Below are 16,588 nucleotides of genomic sequence, written 5' to 3'. Positions count from 1 at the left end.
TGCGGCCCTGAGGGCGAGGTGCGGGCAGGGCCGACTCGCCCCCGCTGCCTGCCGCCTCCAGCGGCTGAGGCCAGGCATGATGGCCCGGTGAGCGCAGAAGACCTCGAGTCCTATGAGAACGAGCTGGAGCTCTCGTTGTACCGGGAGTACCGCGACGTCGCCTCCCTGTTCTCCTACGTGGTGGAGACTGAACGGCGGTTCTACCTGGCCAACGCCGTTGACGTCCAGGTACGCACCAGCGGCGGGGAGGTCTTCTTCGAGCTGACCCTCGAGGACGCCTGGGTGTGGGACATCTACCGGGCCTCCCGGTTCGTCAAGTCCGTCCACGTCGTCACCTTCAAGGACGTCAACGTCGAGGAGCTCACCAAGCTCGAGATGGACATCCCCTCCTCCTAGCGTCCTTCCCACGCCGCGCCACCTCAGAAGGCTCCGTTCGGCTGTCCCTCCCCGCTCGCCGGGGGCCACAGCTCGTCTTCTGACAGCGCCTTCCACAGAGCCGATCGGGCCATGACGCGCACCGGCTGATCCGGCCTCACGCTAGTGGCGGAGGTGATCGGGATGACCGAACAGGTCGTAGCAGCCACAAGGGGACGAACGGTGATCGCAGCCAGGTGCGGCGATCACGCGCTTACGCCGCCGTTCCAGGGCCCGGGAGGCGCAGAAGCTGTCCGCGCAGGGGCGTCCCGCCAGAGCACCGGACGGCGTGGAGAGGATCTTGCCGCCACCTACCTGGAGGACATCGGCTGGCAGGTCCTGGAGCGCAACTGGCGTCCGGAGCACGGCCTGCGCGGAGAGCTCGACATCATCGCCCTGGAACCCGGTCACGCGCACCGCGAGCCGGGCAGTGAGTCCGTCACCGACCCAGCTCAGGGGTGGGCAGGAGCAAGGCTCGTCATCGTCGAGGTCAAGACCCGCAGCTCCCTGCGCCAGGGGCCGCCGGCCGCCGCCGTCGACGCCCGCAAGGTCGCCCGACTGCGGGCCCTGGCTGCCGCCTGGGCGAGTACCCACGAGACCCCGCCGCACGCCGGCATGCGCCTGGACGTCATCTCCATCCTTATGCGCGACGCGCGTCCTGCGCTGCTGCGCCACCACCGGGCGGTGGATGCGTCATGGGGCTAGCTCGTACGCTCGCTGTCACGCTGACCGGGCTGGCCGGGCACATCGTTGAGGTCGAGGCTCATGCCGCCCAGGGCCTGCCCGGATTCACCCTCGTGGGCCTGCCCGACGCCGCCGTGCGTGAGTCGCGCGAGCGCGTCCGGGCCGCGTTGAGCACCTGCGGCGTCACCTGGGGTGAGCAGCGCCTGACCGTCAACCTCTCCCCAGCGGACCTGCGCAAGACCGGGACCGGGCTGGACCTGGCGCTCGCCCTGGCCGTCCTGGGGGCCCGCGGGCGGCTCGGACGGAGCGCGGCCGGGCTCCTGGGACGGACCGTCTACATCGGCGAGCTCGGGCTGGACGGCTCCGTGCACTCGGTGCGCGGTGTCCTGCCCAGCGTCCAGGCCGCGGTGGCCGCTGGGATCGAGGAGATCGTTGTCGCCCAGGAGGCCGCCGCCGAGGCCGAGCTCGTCCCCGGCGCCCGCGTCACCGCCGTCAGGCACGTCGGTCAGCTCGTCGAGCGTTATGGAGGGCGCCTAAGCGCGGCCGTGGCCGCCGCGCTGGAGCAGGTCACCGAGGCCGCCACAGACGATGCCCCCACGACCCCGCCGCAGGATGCCGAGCAGCCGGACCTGGCCGACGTCGTCGGGCAGTCCGAGGCCCGCCAGGCCCTCGAGGTCGCCGCCGCCGGGGGACATCACCTCATCATGGTGGGGCCCCCGGGAACGGGCAAGACCATGCTCGCCGAGAGGCTCCCCTCCATCCTGCCGCCCCTGGAGCAGGCCGATGCTGTGACCGTCACTTCCTTGCACTCCGTGGCCGGCATCTTCGATCCCGCCCGCGGACTTATCACCCGGCCGCCGTTGCGCGCGCCGCACCACACGGCGACCCGGGCCGCCGTCGTCGGGGGAGGCTCCGGCCTGCCCCGCCCCGGGGATGTCTCCCTGGCTCACCGCGGGGTGCTCTTTCTCGATGAGGCCCCCGAGTTCAGCGCCGGCGTCCTGGACTGCCTGCGCCAGCCGCTGGAGTCGGGAGTGGTCACCATCGACCGGGTGGGTGGGCGTGCCAGTTACCCGGCCGCCTTCCAGCTCGTCCTGGCCGCCAACCCCTGCCCCTGCGGCAAGGCCGGCGGCCGCGGCCTGGAGTGCACCTGCACCTCCCTGCAGCGGCGGCGCTACTTCTCACGACTGTCCGGTCCACTGTTGGACCGAGTCGACATCCAGGTCGAGGTCGGTGCCGTCAGCGCCGCCGACCTCGCTTCCACCGGCCATGGAGAGTCCAGCGTCGAGGTGGCGCGGCGCGTCCTGCGTGCCCGCCGGGCCGCGGAGCGCAGGCTGGCCGGCACCCCGTGGCGCCTCAACGCCGAGGTCCCCGGCTCCTACCTCAGAGGACCCGACGGCGGACTCAGCGTTCCACTCAGCCGCCGCCTCATGACCGCCCTCGAACGCGGCGACCTCTCCCTGCGCGGGGTGGACCGGGTCCTCAGACTGGCCTGGACCCTCGCCGACCTCGAAGGGCTCGACACCCTCTCCCTCGCCCACATCGGGACCGCCCTGGCCCTGAGAACCTCAGGAGTGCGGCCATGAAGCCCATGACGCCCATGACGCCCATGACACTGCCCTACGACATCGACGATCCGGCGTTGGCACGCGCGACCTGGTCCCGCCTGGCTGAGCCCGACAACGCCACCGCAGCCATGGTGGTGGGCCGGCTCGGGCCGAGTCCCGCCCTGAGGTGGCTTTTGGAGGAGGCCATCGACCCCTCCGGACAGGTGCGCGGCTCCCCGCGGCCACCGGTGCCGCAGCCGCCCCCGGGGATGTCCGGCTCCGCCGATATCAGCGCCTGCTGGGCCCAGGTCGCCGCCCGGTGGGCGCCGCGCCTGGAGGGACTCGACATTCGCCGTGAGCTCGATGTGCTTGACCGCCTGGGTGGCAGCCTCATCCTCCCGGGGGAGCCCTGGTGGCCGCCGGGACTCGACCAGCTTGAGCACCCGCCTTTCTGCCTGTGGGTGCGCGGCGACCCCTCGCTGCTGGTCAACGCCGCGGACCTGAGGGACAAGGGCCCTGAGGACGCCGAGCCCGGAGCTGTTGGAGACGACGGCGCTCCACGTGTCGCGGGCGCTGGTCATCCTGTACGTGAGCAGCGGATGCCGGTGGGACCGGCCAGCGGACTGTGCCTGGCACTGGTGGGGGCCCGGGCCTCCACCCGCTACGGTGAGAGCATCGCCACCTCCCTGGCCTCAGGGGTGACGGCCAAAGGTGGCCTCATCGTCTCCGGGGGAGCCTTCGGCATCGATGCCTGCGCCCACCGGGGGGCACTGCAGGAGGGACCAACGGTGTCAATCTCAGCCGGGGGAGTGGACCGCCTCTACCCGGTGGGAAACACCGGGGTGCTGGAGGCAGTCATCGCCTCCGGGGCCCTGGTGGCGGAGGTACCGCCGGGCTGTCAGCCCGGCCGACACCGGTTCGTCTCACGCAACCGCATCATCGCGGCGATCTCCCAGGCGACGATCGTGGTGGAGGCGGCCTGGAGATCAGGCGCCCTGTCCACTGCCCACCGCGCCCTCGAGCTGGGCAGGCAGCTGGGAGCCGTTCCCGGCCCCGTGACCTCCATGTCCTCGGTCGGATGCCACCGGCTCCTGCGCAAAGGGGCGGTGTGCATCACCGATACCGACGACGCCCTGGAGCTGCTGACGCCCCTGGGCACCGTCGACGCGGACGCCGCCAAGGAGCAGGACCCCGAGCTGAGAGGCAGTGGGCTCCTCGATGGCCTGGACCCGGCCGCCTCGCTGGTCCTGGACGTCATGCCGGCCCGGGCCGCGGCGAGTACCGAGTCCATCGTCCGCTCCGCCGGGCTGTCCCCGAAGGAGACCACCTCGGCACTGGGGATCCTGGAGCTCTCAGGGAAGGTGGAGCGCACCGCCTCCGGATGGAGGCGACGCCCCCGGAAGGGCGCAGGTGGTCGGGGCTGAAGAGCGTCCTGCCACGACGGCGGGACCATGATGGACAGGTCCTGCCCCACCCTTGTGAGGCATGCGAGCGACATGCTCCGGTGCGCCTGAGCCAGGGCTCGGGGGTGAACTCGTCATGATCGCTCCTTCTTCCATTCACATCACCGACCACACTCCGATCGCGCTCAGGCAGACCATGACGGCGGTGCCCACCACGGTGACGGCCACGGCTCGCCCCGACGGGCGCCTGCGCCGCCGCAGGCCCGCCTCGGTTTCCTTCGAGCCCGGGTCGTCTCTCGTGACCTCGGCCTCATCGTCCTGGGTCGGGAGAGCGGAACCGGGACGGGGACGGTCGCACGGCGAGGCGGAGCCGGTGGGCTGAGCCTTGACACGACGAGGCGCGAAGGTCGTGGTGGCGTCGTCGTGCCGGTGTGCGGCGGGCACGGTTCCGGTCGGTCCGTCCGGGTCCATTGTGACGGCCGGCCGCAGCATCGTGGAGTCCTGGTTTCGGTTCCCGCTCATGTGTCTTCCGGACGCCTCCTCCATGACATCGAGCTGGGTGATGGTCAGGCACAGGTCGGTCTGTACCTGTTGCAGCGCCCGAGCCAGGGCGACGGCGCTGGCATACCGTCCGCGGGGAGACGTGGCCATCGCCGTGGCCAGGACCCGCTCGAGCTGCTCGGGTATGTCGTGTCGCCCGATTGGGGGGATTTGTCGGTGGAGCACTCGGTCGATCATCGAGAGCTGGTCGTTGCGGTCGGCCCCTGAGACATCGACGTGGGGTGAGCGTCCCGCCAGCAGCGTGTAGATGGTCGCGGCCAGGGCGTAGACATCCGAGGCCGGAGTCAGGCTCTCCCGGTCGAGCTGCTGCTCGGGTGAGGCCCACGGCGGGGACGCCCCTCCGAACTCGTCCTTCTCGATGCTGAGCCCGATGGGCGCGGCGATCCCGAAGTCGCCGAGCACCGGACGCCCGAAGGGGGTGAGCAGGATGCTGGCAGGCTTGATGCTGCGGTGGAGGTAGCCGACCCGGTGAATGGTCTCCACCGCGCCCGCCAGCTGGATACCGATCTCCAGGGCGCGTGTGAGGGGCAAGGGCTGCGAGGCGGCCAGCTTGCCCAGGTGGGGAGGGGGACAGTACTCCATGATGAGGCAGCTGCGCTCCTCCTCCACCGTCCCGGCCCCGTAGACCGACACGATGGAGGGGTGCGATGACAGACGGGCCATGAGGTCCGCCTCGGTGGTGAACCGGTGGTGGTCGCGCTGGCTGCCTCCTGGCCGCAGGATCTTCACCGCCACGTCGCGGCGCGGCACCCGCTGCTCATACAGGAAGACATCGGCGAAGCCCCCGGCGCCCAGGAGGCGCTTGGGGCTGGCTCCGGGGATCGGCGGTCCCTGCGGGGCGGAGCTCGGGGAGGACATCACGCCTCACGCTCCACTGTCAGGGTGGTGCCATCACCGATGTCGATGATGTCGCCGGCTCGCAGGAGGAGCTGCTGGTGCTCGGGCACGCGGCGGGGCTCCTCCCCGGCGCGCAGCAGGAAGGTCCCGTTGGTGGAGCCCAGGTCCTCCACGCGCATGTCCCAGCCTTCGACCCTCACGGCGCAGTGAGTCTTCGAGATCGCCTTGCCCGGGCTGGGGACGGCCAGCAGGCGGGGGCGCTGAGCGGCGGTGCTGCTCGTGCCCTGGGGCAGTCGGCCGATGATGACATCAGTGTCCAGGATCGCTGTGGCGCCTGAGGAGACACGCAGAACGCCCAGGACCGGTCGCTCGACCTGGCCGGTCCTGGAGGTGATGGTGCTGTCGCACTCGCGGCACGAGGAGGCGTGCACCGGATTGGGGTGCCCCGCCTCGCAGAAGACGGCCATCACGCTGGGGCCGGTGCCGGAGGGCTCGTCGAGCCCGGTCTGCCCGCCTAGTGCGTTCCTGGCGGCATGAAGTCCTACAGCCGAGACGGTGCGCCCGTCGTGCTTGCCCTGCGCGCCCGAGGGCGCTGAGCCATTCGGGGACGCTGCATCTGCGCCGCCGTCCGGGGCCTGCCGCTGAGCCGGGAGCGGCTCAGCGGCCTGTGACGAGTGTCGGCCGGAGGCGCTCTCGCCCAGGGGGGAGGCCCGGTGACGTCCGGGCCCTGCGGCGAGCCGGGCCAACGGATCCATGTCCTGGGAGGAGGCCGGGCCGACGGCTGCCTCGGCCCCCTGCATCATCGTGTGCTCAACAAGTCGACCGGCCTTGTCGTCCTGGGCCTGCTGTCCATGCGCCTGCGGGGCTGCGGCCTCGGCCGCCGGAACGTCGTCGGGTCCCAGCACCGCGGCCGGATCCCCCGCCCCGGTCCCCTGCGGGGAGCCCGCACTGTCCATCGGGCCCATGGACTGCGGTTCCAGCGTCTGTCCGGGATTGGGGCGGGACTGGTGGGCGGCCTTCCCCTGCTCCTGCCTCGCAGGTAGCGATGACGACGGTGGTGGGTCGTCCCGCTCGGGGGCGCCGTCGTCCTGAGCCTGTTGGAGGATCTCCTGGGCCGCCGATGGTTGCGGTGCCCTCTGACCCCCGTGAGCGCCGGCCTGAGCCGGTGAGGACAGTGGGAGCTGGTGGTCTCCGAAGCCGATGTGCAGCTGCGAGGCTCGGACGATCCCCGAGCGCAGGGGAAGGAACTCGTCGAGCCCTTCGGGACCGGCTGGGTGTCTGGTGGCCGGGGTGAGCTCGAGGATGCACTGGTTGACCCGCTCATAGCGGGACTCCTCCCACACGACGACCTCGGAGGCACTGAAGCTGCGCTCGCCGTCGGCAGTGTCCAGGTGGAGGCAGAAGCGGCCTCGGGCGGCCACTCGCAGCTCCTGGCCGTCGATGGCCATCATGAGGAAGTCGGGGAGGGTGAAGACCTCGTTGTCGTGCAGCCGGCTCAGGCTTTTGAGCAGGTCGCCGAGGCAGCGGTGCTCACCGAGCTCGGTCCACATCGCTTCCATCGCCTGCGTGCTCCCGTCGAGGGCGAGAACGCCGCCGTCCCCGACGGCGACCAGGATGTCGCCGGGTACCCAGCGTGTCAGCATGTTCATGGACGAAACCTCCTGGAGACGAGGGTGGGGACGGTGGAGCTGGAGCCGGTGGCCCGGGGCGGCGTGATGTCGTCGATCTGCGTGTAGGTGTCCGAGGAGGCGTCGGACATGACGACCTGGGAGCCGGACTGGTCGACGTCGAAGCTCGTCGAGGAGGTGCGCAGGCCCCTGTTGAGCGTCTGCGAGCGGTAGCTGAGGTGGGCGACCATCGCCATCTTCCCGTTGGTCGCCCGCACTCCACCGTCATGAAGATCGACAACATGGGTGACCATCCCCGGGTGCAGGACGACGGCGATCAGAGCGGCAGCGGTCAGGACCGCGATGACGCCGACGTGGACGCCGCGCCTGGAGAACCGTTTCACAGTGCTGCGCTCCAGCAGGAAATAGGGATGAGCCAGGAAGGGATGGAGTTCGTCAGAACGACCAAGATTTTAACTTCCTCGTTGGACGGCAACAAATGCTCCGAATGTGGGGAAATACAGAGGAAAGATGGGTTTTTCGTTGGGATCAAGGAGAAGGGGAGATTGGTATCCGTAGTGCCGCCTGGATGGTTGTTATGAACTTGTGATTCGAGTGGTGAGATTGTGCGTTGAATCAAGGTGGCGATTGTCTGCCCGGCGGAGATAGTGATCTGAGGCGGACGTGGTTAGTGGCGAGGGTGTCGCCGAGACCCCCGTGCTCGGGCAGAGCCGGGGCGCGTCAGAGCGGCGTCACCGGGCTGTGCGCTGCCGATGCCTGCGGCGCGTATTCCGTGGAGGGCCCGTCCCGGCGCCGTAGTCTTCAGGTGTTCTTGTCGCCAGCGGGGAGGAGGGAGCACATGTCGAGGACGCGTGCCGAGCTGCTCGACTCCTACCGCAGCTACCTGGCCCTGCAGCGGGACCTGTCCGGGCACACCGTGCGCGCCTATCTCGTCGACATCAGCGACCTGCTGAGCTTCCTCGGTGTCGGTGAGGGTGGCGCGGAGCCAGTCGATACCGCCCTGGCCACCCTTGACCTGGCGGACCTGCGGGACTGGCTCGCCGCGATGGCCGCGAGCGGTCACTCGCGCGCCACCCTGGCCCGGCGCTCGGCCTCGGTGAGGACCTTCTCCTCCTGGGCCTTCGAGACGGGACTGCTCACCTCCGACGTCGCCGCGCGTCTGCGCGCGCCCCGCGTCGACAACCGCCTGCCCGGAGTGCTGACGACCCAGCAGGCCTCGCAGCTGCTCAAGACCGCCTCGGACCTCGCCTCTGACGGGCACGTCCTGGCCGTGCGTGACCTGGCCATCATCGAGACGCTCTACGCGACCGGAGTACGGGTCTCCGAACTCGTTGGCCTGGATGTCGCCGACCTCGACCACTCCCAACGGACCCTGCGAGTCCTGGGGAAGGGCCGTAAGGAACGGACCGTCCCCTACGGGCTGCCCGCCGCCAAGGCACTGGAGGCATGGCTGCATCGGCGCGGTGAGATCTGCGCCGTCGATGCGGGAGGCGCCCTCTTCCTCGGGGCCCGAGGGCGACGCATCGATCCCCGGGCGGTGCGCGACGTCGTCCACCGCCTGTGCGCGGCCGCCCAGGTACCCGACCTGGGCCCGCACGGACTGCGGCACAGCACCGCCACCCACGTCCTGGGCGGGGGAGCGGACCTGCGCAGCGTCCAAGAGCTCCTCGGTCACTCCTCCCTGGCCACCACCCAGCGCTACACCCACGTCTCGGCTGAGCGCCTGCGCAGCGTCTACGAGCAGGCCTTCCCCCGTGCCTGAGCGGAGCCCGCGTGTGGCCGCATTCTCAGTGAAGGGGCTTGAGACGGATGACGGCAGGTTGCAGCAGGCGCAGCGGGTTGATGTACGTCTTGGGACCGGTGCGCGCCCCCCAGTGCAGGGCGCAGACCCCGTCCGAGCGGTGCCCCGCCAGCAGGGTGCCGATGATCTGCCCCGCAGCCACCGTGTCACCGGCGCTGACGGCCGGTTCGACCGGCTCATAGGTGGTGCGGATCCCGTCGGTGTGGTCGATGGATACTACGGGGCGCCCGGCCACCATGCCGGCGAAGGCGACCGTCCCCGCGGCGGCGCTGCGGATCTGCGTGCCCTCAGCGGCCGCAAGATCCACTCCCCGGTGTCCGCGTCCCCACACGACGGCGGGCGGGTCGAAGTCCTCCACCACGGTGGCCGGCGCGCCGGTCGGCCACTGATAGCGACCCCGTGGGCGCCGGGGACCCGCAGACCGGTTCGTCGGCGCCAGGCCTGCCGTCCCCGTGCCATTGATGAGCGGGGAGGAGGGGGTGAGGCGTGTCACGAGCGAGGTTGACGAGCTCAACCAGTGGGCCGCCCCGGTCGGCCCAGACGCGCTGCCCGCCCGCTCGAGAGGCAACGGAGCCTGCGCCCACGGAGCCCGAACCGTGGCCATGGCAGTGTCGGTGGCTGGGCCGGAAAGGGTGCTCATGCCCTGAGCCGGCGGCGTACCGGGCAGGGCGGTCAGCGCGCCGCAGGCGATCAGGGCCGTTGCCAGCGCCGCGAGACGTCGGGGCGAGTGGTGGGCAGGAGAGGACGGCGTGCGAGGATCTCGGAGGTGGCGGCTTTGCCGAGGCTGCTGTGGCTGCATGCCCTCAGAGTGCGCGCCGAGCGGCCCTCGGCGCCGAGGACGTCGTCGGCCCTGTGGAAAGCCCCTCGAGGAAGCGGCCTGTGGTGACCGGGACGACTCCGAATACCGCGGATTCGGCCTCGGCCGCTGGTCCAGTCCTGTGGTAGCCTCGCCTCCGCAGCATTCTGCGGATCGCTCCGGCGTCAGCGGGAAACGGGCCCGGAATGCTGACTTCGCGTGCCTGCACCCGAGCATCTCGGGACGTCCCTCCGGGCGACACGGTCGCGGTCCCGGTCATCACGGTTCGCCACGGTGAACGGGTGGCCGTGCGTCGCAGGCACCAGGCCCCATCCGCGCCGGCTCCCAGCCGGTCACCGGCTCCGGTACGCGTTCGCAAGCGTGCGGAACCACGGGGAAGAACCCAGAAGAAGAACCCTGGGACGCGTCCGGGCGCAGCTCGGCCGTCCCCCGAATGATCGTGCGTCGAGCAACCTCTCGGCACACACGGAAGGACCGTCATGGCCGTCGTTACCATGCGCCAGCTCCTTGACAGCGGTGTCCACTTCGGGCACCAGACTCGTCGCTGGAACCCCAAGATGAAGCGCTTCATCCTCACCGAGCGCAACGGCATCTACATCATCGACCTCCAGCAGTCCATTGAGGGCATCAACACCGCCTACGACTTCGTCAAGGAGATCGTCGCTCGCGGCGGCAACATCCTGTTCGTCGGAACCAAGAAGCAGGCCCAGGCCGCCGTGGCCGAGCAGGCCCAGCGCGTCGGCATGCCCTACGTCAACCAGCGCTGGCTGGGCGGCATGCTCACCAACTTCTCCACCGTGCGCGCCCGCCTGGACCGCATGAAGGAGCTCGAGCAGATCGACTTCGACGACGTGGCCGGCTCCGGCCGCACCAAGAAGGAGCTGCTCATGATGCGCCGCGAGAAGGACAAGCTCCAGCGCACCCTGGGCGGTATCCGCGACATGAGCAAGCTCCCCGCGGCCGTGTGGGTTGTGGACACCAAGAAGGAGCACCTGGCCATCTCCGAGGCCCAGAAGCTCGGGATTCCGGTCATCGCCATCCTGGACACCAACTGCGACCCGGACGAGGCCACCTACGGCATCCCCGGCAACGACGACGCCATCCGCGCCGTCACCCTGCTGACCCGCGTCGTCGCCGACGCCACCGCCGAGGGCCTGCTGGCCCGCTCCGGCGGCCGCGCCCGCACCGGTGAGGAGGCCGAGGTCGCACCCGCCGACGCCGAGCCGCTGCCCGAGTGGGAGGCCCAGCTCCTCGCCGGAGCCGAGGCCGACGCCCCGGCCGCTGAGGCTGCTGAGACCGCCGAGGCCCCCGCCGCCGAGCAGGCCTGAGCCCGTCCCTCAGCTCCTCGCTCACAGCGCGGCGTCCCCGCGCTGTGAGCACCTCTCACTCGTCCTTTTTCACACGTCTATTAGTCACTGACTGACCAGGAGACATTCATGGCGAACTACACCACCGCTGACATCAAGGCGCTGCGCGAGAAGACCGGCGCGGGCATGCTCGACGTCAAGAAGGCCCTCGACGAGGCCAACGGCGACGCCGAGAAGGCCATTGAGATCATTCGCGTCAAGGGCCTCAAGGGCATTGCCAAGCGCGAGGGCCGCGCCGCCTCCGCCGGCCTCATCGCCGCCAAGGTCGTCGACTCCGGCAACGGCCAGGTCGGCGTCCTCGTCGAGATCAACGCCGAGACCGACTTCGTGGCCAAGAACCAGAAGTTCCTCGACTACGCCGAGCAGGTCCTCACCGCCGCCCTGGACTCCGGCGCCACCGACGCCGAGGCCCTGGCCGAGGTTGAGGTCGACGGCTCCACCGTCAAGGAGCTCACCGACGGCATGCAGGCCGTCATCGGCGAGAAGATCGTCGTGCGCCGTGTCGGCCGCCTCGAGGCCGACAAGATCGAGCTCTACCTGCACCGCACCAACCCCGACCTGCCCGCGCAGGTCGGCGTCCTGGTGGGCACCGACGCCAAGGCCGCCGAGGTGGCTCACGACGTCGCCATGCACATCGCCGCCTACTCCCCGGCCTACGCCACCCGTGAGGACGTCCCGGCCGAGGTCGTGGACAAGGAGCGCGCCATCGCCGAGGAGACCACCCGCGCCGAGGGCAAGCCCGAGAAGGCCATCCCCAAGATCGTCGAGGGTCGTCTCAACGGCTTCTTCAAGGAGAACGTCCTGGTCGACCAGGCCTTCGCCAAGGACCCCAAGACCACGGTCGGCAAGGTCGTCGAGGCCACCGGTGGCGAGCTGACCGGCTTCGTGCGCTTCCGCGTCGGCGCCTGATCCGCTCACTGATCGGGGCGGGGGCGCGAGCATCATGCTCGCGCCCCCGCCCCGTTTCTCTCCCCACTCATCGGCATCCCTCACCGTCTGCTCCCCGGGGCACCCTCCTCGAGCACGTCTTCTTCGTGGCCCTGGTCCCATGGCACGGTCCCATGGTGTGCCTGACCGCCGGGGTTGACGCTCATCGTGGCCCGGCACCCGCCCGGACGGGGTAGGCTGTGCCAAGCCTGCCCACCGAACCCAGGAGACATAGCGCAATGAGTCAGGAACCGGCTCGTGACGACCGCGTCGCCCACGGCACGCACCCCAGACGTGTTCTACTCAAGCTCTCCGGTGAGGTCTTCGGTGGCGGATCCATAGGTCTGGACCCCGACGTCGTCTCCGACGCCGCCCGCCAGATCGCCGAGGCCGTGCGCGCCGGAGTCCAGGTCTCCGTCGTCGTCGGAGGCGGCAACTTCTTCCGCGGCGCCGAGCTCTCCTCGCGCGGCATGGACCGTGCCCGCGCCGACTACATGGGCATGCTGGGAACCGTCATGAACGCCCTGGCCCTTCAGGACTTCATTGAGAAGGCCGGGGTGCCAGCCCGCGTCCAGACCGCCATCGCCATGGGACAGGTCGCCGAGTCCTACATCCCCCTGCGCGCCATCCGCCACATGGAGAAGAACCGCGTCGTCGTCTTCGGCGCCGGTGCCGGCCTGCCCTACTTCTCCACGGACACCGTCTCGGCCCAGCGCGCCCTGGAGACCCACTGCGACGAGCTACTCGTGGGCAAGAACGGGATCGACGGCGTCTACACCGCCGACCCCCGTAAGAACCCCGATGCCCGGCGCCTGGACCAGCTTACCTACGAGCGCGCCCTGGCCGACGGCCTCCAGGTGGTCGACGCCTCCGCCTTCGCCCTGTGCCGCGACAACGGCCTGACCATGCGCGTCTTCGGCATGGGGGAGCCCGGCAACATCACCCGAGCCCTGCTGGGTGAGAGAATCGGGACACTCGTCAGCTGCGACTGACTCGGCTGCGAGCTCCGACGGGCCGCCGAGGGCCCCTTCGAGCTCCGTGACCGCGTGCGGCGCAGACGGCCGGCACACCCTCCCAACCCGCAGCCATCCCCACGATGGCCGATCACTACCTGACGAACCCACGACCGCCCAGTAAAGGAAGCACCATGATCGACGACGTCATGCTCGAGGCCGAGGACAAGATGGACAAGGCCCTCCAGGCCGCCAAGAGCGAGCTGGCCACCATCCGCACCGGCCGCGCCAACCCCTCGATGTTCAACGGGATCGTCGTGGACTACTACGGCGCCCCCACCCCGCTCCAGCAGCTCGCCTCCCTGACGATCCCCGAGGCCCGCACGGTCCTGGTCAGCCCCTTCGACCGCTCCGCCATGAAGGACATCGTCACCGCCATCCGCGAGTCCGACCTCGGCGTCAACCCCACCGATGACGGCACCGTCATCCGCGTCACCCTGCCGGCACTGACCGAGGAGCGCCGTAAGGACTATGTCAAGCTCGCCCGCTCCCGCGCCGAGGACTCCCGCGTCCAGGTGCGCGGTATCCGCGGCAAGGCCAAGAAGGAGCTCGAGGCCATCAAGAAGGACGGTGAGGCCGGCGAGGACGACGTCAAGCGCGCCGAGCACGAGCTCGACGGCCTCACCAAGCGCTTCGTCGAGCAGATCGACGCCGCTCTGAGCGCCAAGGAGGCCGAGCTCCTCGAGGTCTGAGCCGCCTCGTCCCGGGAGCGGCCGCGCCACCACCCGGCCTCCCGCCCTGTCCCGTCAACCCCTGTGAGCCCCGTGTCGCCTCTGCTGAACCCGCGCCCCACGCGCAACCACGACCCCCTGCCCGCCACCGGGCGGGCGGGACGCAACCTGCCCGCCGCCATCGGGGTGGCGGTCGTGCTCATCGCCGTGGTCCTGGGGTCCTTGGCCTTCTACAAGGTCATCTTCGTGGGCGTCGTCGTCCTGGCCGTGTGCGGTGCGCTGTGGGAGCTGGCGGCGGCCTTCGCCCGCAAGCGCATCCGCCTGCCCCTGGCGCCGCTGTGGCTGGGGACCCTGGGAATCTCCGTGTGTGCCTGGGAGGTGGGAGCGGAGGCGGCCTTCGGTGCCTACGTCGCCACCGTCGGCGCCTGCGTCTTGTGGAGCTTCATGGACCAGGCCGAGGCGGAGGTCGGCACCGTCCTGGAGCAGGCCGGCCACGATATCCCCCGCACTGAGGCCCACGATGAGGTCCGCCGCTCGCGCTCCAGCGCCGCGGCCGCCTCGGTCTTCGCCGCCACCTACCTGCCCTTCCTGGCCGGCTTCGCGGTCCTGCTCCTGGTGCAGGAGCACGGAGTGGGAAAAGTCATGATGCTCATCGCCCTGGCGGCCGCCAACGACACCGGCGGGTGGATGGCCGGCATCACCTTCGGCCGTCACCCCCTGGCGCCCTCGGTCTCACCCAAGAAGTCCTGGGAGGGGCTCATGGGCTCCCTCATCGCAGCCGTCGCCACCGGTGCCGGCTGCGTCTGGGCCATCGGCGGCCCCTGGTGGACCGGAGCCGCACTGGGTGCCTGCACCGTGATCGTCTCCACCCTGGGCGACCTGGGGGAGTCCCTGCTCAAGCGGGACCTGGGACTCAAGGACATGGGCACGCTCCTGCCCGGGCACGGCGGAATCATGGACCGGCTCGACTCGATCCTCGTGGCCGCTCCACTTGTCTACGCCTTCACCCTCCTGGTGAAATAGGGACGCATGCCGCACCCACCCCTATCGACCAGCCCGGCCCTCCCCAGCCCCGGGACACGAGGAGCACGAGCGTGAGTCCATCGCGAGCACAGCAGCGCCCCCGGCGCCCGCAGCCCGTCAGCATCACCGGACGGCCACATGACGGCCGGGTCCAGGTCATGCCCACCGACCAGCCCCCGGAGGGCGCCACCAGCCCCGACGCCAAACCGCGCCTGTCCTTCGCGGTGCCCGCCGCGCGTGGCAAGGCCCCCCGCCACCTGGCCGACCTCGACCTGGCCGGGCGCAAGGCCGCCTGCAAGGACTCGGGCCTGCCCTCCTTCCGGGCCGACCAGCTCTCACGCCACTACTTCACGCACTTCACCCGCGACAGCGCGGACATGACCGACCTGCCGGCCGCCCAGCGCGAGCAGCTGTGCGCCGAGCTGCTGCCCGAGCTCATCACCCCGGTACGCGCCCTGAGCGCTGACGGCGGGCGCACCATCAAGCACCTGTGGGAGCTGCACGACGGCGTGCGCGTCGAGAGCGTCCTCATGCGCTACAAGGAGCGCACCACCCTGTGCGTCTCCTCCCAGGCCGGCTGCGGCATGGCCTGCCCCTTCTGCGCCACCGGTCAGATGGGCCTGACCCGCAACCTGTCCACCGGGGAGATCGTGGAGCAGGTGCGCCACGCCGCCCAGGCCTCGGCCGCCGGGGAGCTGACCGGGGGACCGGCCCGCCTGTCCAACGTGGTCTTCATGGGCATGGGCGAGCCGATGGTCAACTACAAGAACGTCGTCGGCGCCCTCCACCGGCTCATCGACCCGGCCCCGGAGGGCTTCGGCCTGTCGGCGCGTGGCATCACCGTCTCCACCGTGGGACTCGTCCCCCTCATCCGCCGACTCGCCGGCGAGGGGCTGCCGGTGACCCTGGCCGTCTCCCTGCACGCCCCCGACGACGAGCTGCGCGACGAGCTCATCCCCGTCAACTCCAAGTGGAAGGTCGGCGAGCTGCTTGACGCCGCCCACGACTACTTCCTGGCCACCGGCCGGCGCGTGTCCATCGAGTACGCGCTCATCAAGGACATGAACGACCACGCCTGGCGCGCCCAGCTGCTCGCTGACGAGCTCAACCGCAGGGACACCGGATGGGCCCATGTCAATCCCATCCCGCTCAACCCCACTCCGGGGTCCATCTGGACCTGCTCGGAGGTTGCGGTTCAGGATATGTTCGTCGACACGCTCCGGCGTGCCGGAATTACCACGACAGTGCGAGACACTCGAGGCAGCGACATCGACGGTGCCTGCGGTCAGCTCGCGACCGAGGTACTCAACCAGGAGAGGGTCAAGACGACATGAGCGACATGTTCCCCAAGTCAGCGCTCCTGCGACCGGGCTACCGCCCCGAGCAGGTGGACCGCTACTTCGAGACGGCTCACGAGATCTACGACGCCGGTGAGCTCGACGAGATGGACTCCGAGGGTGTGCGCACTGTCGCCTTCGACGTCGTCCTGCGCGGCTACCAGCCCCAGGCCGTGGACGCCGCCCTCGACCGGCTTGAGGCCGCCTTCCTCCAGCGCCGTCGCGCGGCCTTCGTGGCCAAGAACGGCCGCCAGGCCTGGATGGACCAGGTCACCCAGCTCGCCACCACCCTCTACCCGCGTCTGCTGCGCCCGGCCGGCGAGCGCTTCGCCCCGGCCTCCGGCCAGGGCTACGACAAGACCGACGTCGATGCCCTCATGGACCGTATCGCCGGCTACTTCGACTCCGACACCACCCTGACCTCCAGCGAGGTGCGCGGAGCGGTCTTCCGCCGCGCCCGGGGGAACAAGGCCTACGGTGAGCCCAGCGTCGACCGTTACCTGGCGCGCGTCGTCGAGGTCCTCCTGTCCGTCGAGTGAGTCACGCCCGTCGAGCCCGTCC

16 protein-coding genes are annotated in these 16,588 nt (G+C 70.3%); 12 read left to right on the top strand and 4 right to left on the bottom strand.

Annotated features, from left to right (window positions below):
- Nucleotides 1-87: 87 nt before the first annotated feature.
- The 4 genes from JJJ14_RS08150 (at nucleotide 88) to JJJ14_RS08135 (ending at nucleotide 4,066) form a co-directional block, all read left to right on the top strand.
- Entirely contained in the window at nucleotides 88-396 is a 309-nt protein-coding gene (locus tag JJJ14_RS08150; RefSeq protein WP_003781502.1) for a DUF2469 domain-containing protein, read from the top strand.
- Between the two features lie 162 nt (nucleotides 397-558).
- A complete protein-coding gene (locus JJJ14_RS08145; RefSeq protein ID WP_201443821.1) occupies nucleotides 559-1,119 on the top strand; it encodes a YraN family protein in 561 nt (186 codons plus the stop codon).
- Nucleotides 1,110-2,681 carry a YifB family Mg chelatase-like AAA ATPase gene (locus JJJ14_RS08140; RefSeq protein ID WP_201443820.1) on the top strand — a complete coding sequence of 524 codons (1,572 nt, stop codon included), beginning with the start codon at nucleotides 1,110-1,112 and terminating at the stop codon, nucleotides 2,679-2,681. Before JJJ14_RS08145 ends, JJJ14_RS08140 begins: the two co-directional genes overlap by 10 nt.
- Entirely contained in the window at nucleotides 2,678-4,066 is a 1,389-nt protein-coding gene (locus tag JJJ14_RS08135) for a DNA-processing protein DprA (protein WP_236592772.1), read from the top strand. The genes JJJ14_RS08140 and JJJ14_RS08135 overlap by 4 nt, the downstream gene beginning before the upstream one ends.
- Nucleotides 4,067-4,201: 135 nt before the next feature.
- Here the strand turns inward: JJJ14_RS08135 and JJJ14_RS08130 are convergent, their stop codons facing one another.
- The 3 genes from JJJ14_RS08130 to JJJ14_RS08120 are packed head-to-tail and all read right to left on the bottom strand — an operon-like array spanning nucleotide 4,202 to nucleotide 7,454.
- Nucleotides 4,202-5,464 carry a serine/threonine-protein kinase gene (locus JJJ14_RS08130; protein ID WP_236592771.1) on the bottom strand — a complete coding sequence of 421 codons (1,263 nt, stop codon included), beginning with the start codon at nucleotides 5,462-5,464 and terminating at the stop codon, nucleotides 4,202-4,204.
- The gene (locus JJJ14_RS08125; protein WP_201443818.1) at nucleotides 5,464-7,092 is read right to left on the bottom strand and encodes an FHA domain-containing protein; all 1,629 of its coding nucleotides are present in this window, start codon (nucleotides 7,090-7,092) and stop codon (nucleotides 5,464-5,466) included. Before JJJ14_RS08125 ends, JJJ14_RS08130 begins: the two co-directional genes overlap by 1 nt.
- On the bottom strand, nucleotides 7,089-7,454 hold the full coding sequence (locus JJJ14_RS08120) for a serine/arginine repetitive matrix protein 1 (RefSeq protein WP_201443817.1): 366 nt from the start codon (nucleotides 7,452-7,454) through the stop codon (nucleotides 7,089-7,091). The genes JJJ14_RS08125 and JJJ14_RS08120 overlap by 4 nt, the downstream gene beginning before the upstream one ends.
- A 455-nt stretch (nucleotides 7,455-7,909) precedes the next feature.
- On the opposite strand from JJJ14_RS08120, the gene JJJ14_RS08115 reads away from it, so the two are divergent.
- Nucleotides 7,910-8,833: a tyrosine recombinase XerC gene (locus JJJ14_RS08115; RefSeq protein ID WP_201443816.1), complete on the top strand. Its 924-nt coding sequence runs from the start codon at nucleotides 7,910-7,912 to the stop codon at nucleotides 8,831-8,833.
- A gap of 25 nt (nucleotides 8,834-8,858) precedes the next feature.
- On the opposite strand, the gene JJJ14_RS08110 is transcribed toward JJJ14_RS08115, so the two are convergent.
- A complete protein-coding gene (locus JJJ14_RS08110) occupies nucleotides 8,859-9,512 on the bottom strand; it encodes a M23 family metallopeptidase (protein WP_236592770.1) in 654 nt (217 codons plus the stop codon).
- A 656-nt stretch (nucleotides 9,513-10,168) separates the two neighbouring features.
- On the opposite strand from JJJ14_RS08110, the gene rpsB reads away from it, so the two are divergent.
- The 7 genes from rpsB (at nucleotide 10,169) to JJJ14_RS08075 (ending at nucleotide 16,566) form a co-directional block, all read left to right on the top strand.
- Nucleotides 10,169-11,017 (top strand): 30S ribosomal protein S2, encoded by an 849-nt coding sequence (rpsB, locus tag JJJ14_RS08105; protein ID WP_009747744.1) that lies wholly within the window; start codon nucleotides 10,169-10,171, stop codon nucleotides 11,015-11,017.
- A 108-nt stretch (nucleotides 11,018-11,125) separates the two neighbouring features.
- Nucleotides 11,126-11,965, top strand: a complete 840-nt coding sequence (gene tsf, locus JJJ14_RS08100) for a translation elongation factor Ts (protein WP_003786404.1) — start codon at nucleotides 11,126-11,128, stop codon at nucleotides 11,963-11,965.
- Nucleotides 11,966-12,222: 257 nt separating this feature from the next.
- Nucleotides 12,223-12,975 (top strand): UMP kinase, encoded by a 753-nt coding sequence (pyrH, locus tag JJJ14_RS08095; RefSeq protein ID WP_201443815.1) that lies wholly within the window; start codon nucleotides 12,223-12,225, stop codon nucleotides 12,973-12,975.
- A 155-nt stretch (nucleotides 12,976-13,130) separates the two neighbouring features.
- Nucleotides 13,131-13,688, top strand: a complete 558-nt coding sequence (gene frr / locus JJJ14_RS08090) for a ribosome recycling factor (RefSeq protein ID WP_003786400.1) — start codon at nucleotides 13,131-13,133, stop codon at nucleotides 13,686-13,688.
- Between the two features lie 72 nt (nucleotides 13,689-13,760).
- Nucleotides 13,761-14,690 carry a phosphatidate cytidylyltransferase gene (locus tag JJJ14_RS08085; RefSeq protein ID WP_009407305.1) on the top strand — a complete coding sequence of 310 codons (930 nt, stop codon included), beginning with the start codon at nucleotides 13,761-13,763 and terminating at the stop codon, nucleotides 14,688-14,690.
- A 71-nt stretch (nucleotides 14,691-14,761) separates the two neighbouring features.
- A complete protein-coding gene (rlmN, locus tag JJJ14_RS08080) occupies nucleotides 14,762-16,024 on the top strand; it encodes a 23S rRNA (adenine(2503)-C(2))-methyltransferase RlmN (protein ID WP_060957681.1) in 1,263 nt (420 codons plus the stop codon).
- Nucleotides 16,021-16,566: a DivIVA domain-containing protein gene (locus JJJ14_RS08075; RefSeq protein ID WP_003786395.1), complete on the top strand. Its 546-nt coding sequence runs from the start codon at nucleotides 16,021-16,023 to the stop codon at nucleotides 16,564-16,566. Before rlmN ends, JJJ14_RS08075 begins: the two co-directional genes overlap by 4 nt.
- Nucleotides 16,567-16,588: the final 22 nt, after the last annotated feature.

This window comes from Actinomyces sp. HMT 175, assembly GCF_016694895.1.
Taxonomy (GTDB): Bacteria; Actinomycetota; Actinomycetes; order Actinomycetales; family Actinomycetaceae; genus Actinomyces; species Actinomyces oris.
The sequence above is the reverse complement of the archived record's forward strand: the minus strand, read 5'-3'. Positions and strand labels throughout refer to the sequence as shown.

What these genes read in the sequence shown, in the direction of transcription:
- JJJ14_RS08145 (WP_201443821.1), top strand. Translation starts at nt 559, where the DNA reads ATGACCGAACAGGTCGTAGCAGCCACAAGGGGACGAACGGTGATCGCA.
- JJJ14_RS08140 (WP_201443820.1), top strand. Translation starts at nt 1,110, where the DNA reads ATGGGGCTAGCTCGTACGCTCGCTGTCACGCTGACCGGGCTGGCCGGG.
- JJJ14_RS08135 (WP_236592772.1), top strand. Translation starts at nt 2,678, where the DNA reads ATGAAGCCCATGACGCCCATGACGCCCATGACACTGCCCTACGACATC.
- JJJ14_RS08130 (WP_236592771.1), bottom strand. Translation starts at nt 5,464, where the DNA reads ATGTCCTCCCCGAGCTCCGCCCCGCAGGGACCGCCGATCCCCGGAGCC.
- JJJ14_RS08125 (WP_201443818.1), bottom strand. Translation starts at nt 7,092, where the DNA reads ATGAACATGCTGACACGCTGGGTACCCGGCGACATCCTGGTCGCCGTC.
- JJJ14_RS08115 (WP_201443816.1), top strand. Translation starts at nt 7,910, where the DNA reads ATGTCGAGGACGCGTGCCGAGCTGCTCGACTCCTACCGCAGCTACCTG.
- JJJ14_RS08110 (WP_236592770.1), bottom strand. Translation starts at nt 9,512, where the DNA reads ATGAGCACCCTTTCCGGCCCAGCCACCGACACTGCCATGGCCACGGTT.
- rpsB (WP_009747744.1), top strand. Translation starts at nt 10,169, where the DNA reads ATGGCCGTCGTTACCATGCGCCAGCTCCTTGACAGCGGTGTCCACTTC.
- tsf (WP_003786404.1), top strand. Translation starts at nt 11,126, where the DNA reads ATGGCGAACTACACCACCGCTGACATCAAGGCGCTGCGCGAGAAGACC.
- pyrH (WP_201443815.1), top strand. Translation starts at nt 12,223, where the DNA reads ATGAGTCAGGAACCGGCTCGTGACGACCGCGTCGCCCACGGCACGCAC.
- frr (WP_003786400.1), top strand. Translation starts at nt 13,131, where the DNA reads ATGATCGACGACGTCATGCTCGAGGCCGAGGACAAGATGGACAAGGCC.
- JJJ14_RS08075 (WP_003786395.1), top strand. Translation starts at nt 16,021, where the DNA reads ATGAGCGACATGTTCCCCAAGTCAGCGCTCCTGCGACCGGGCTACCGC.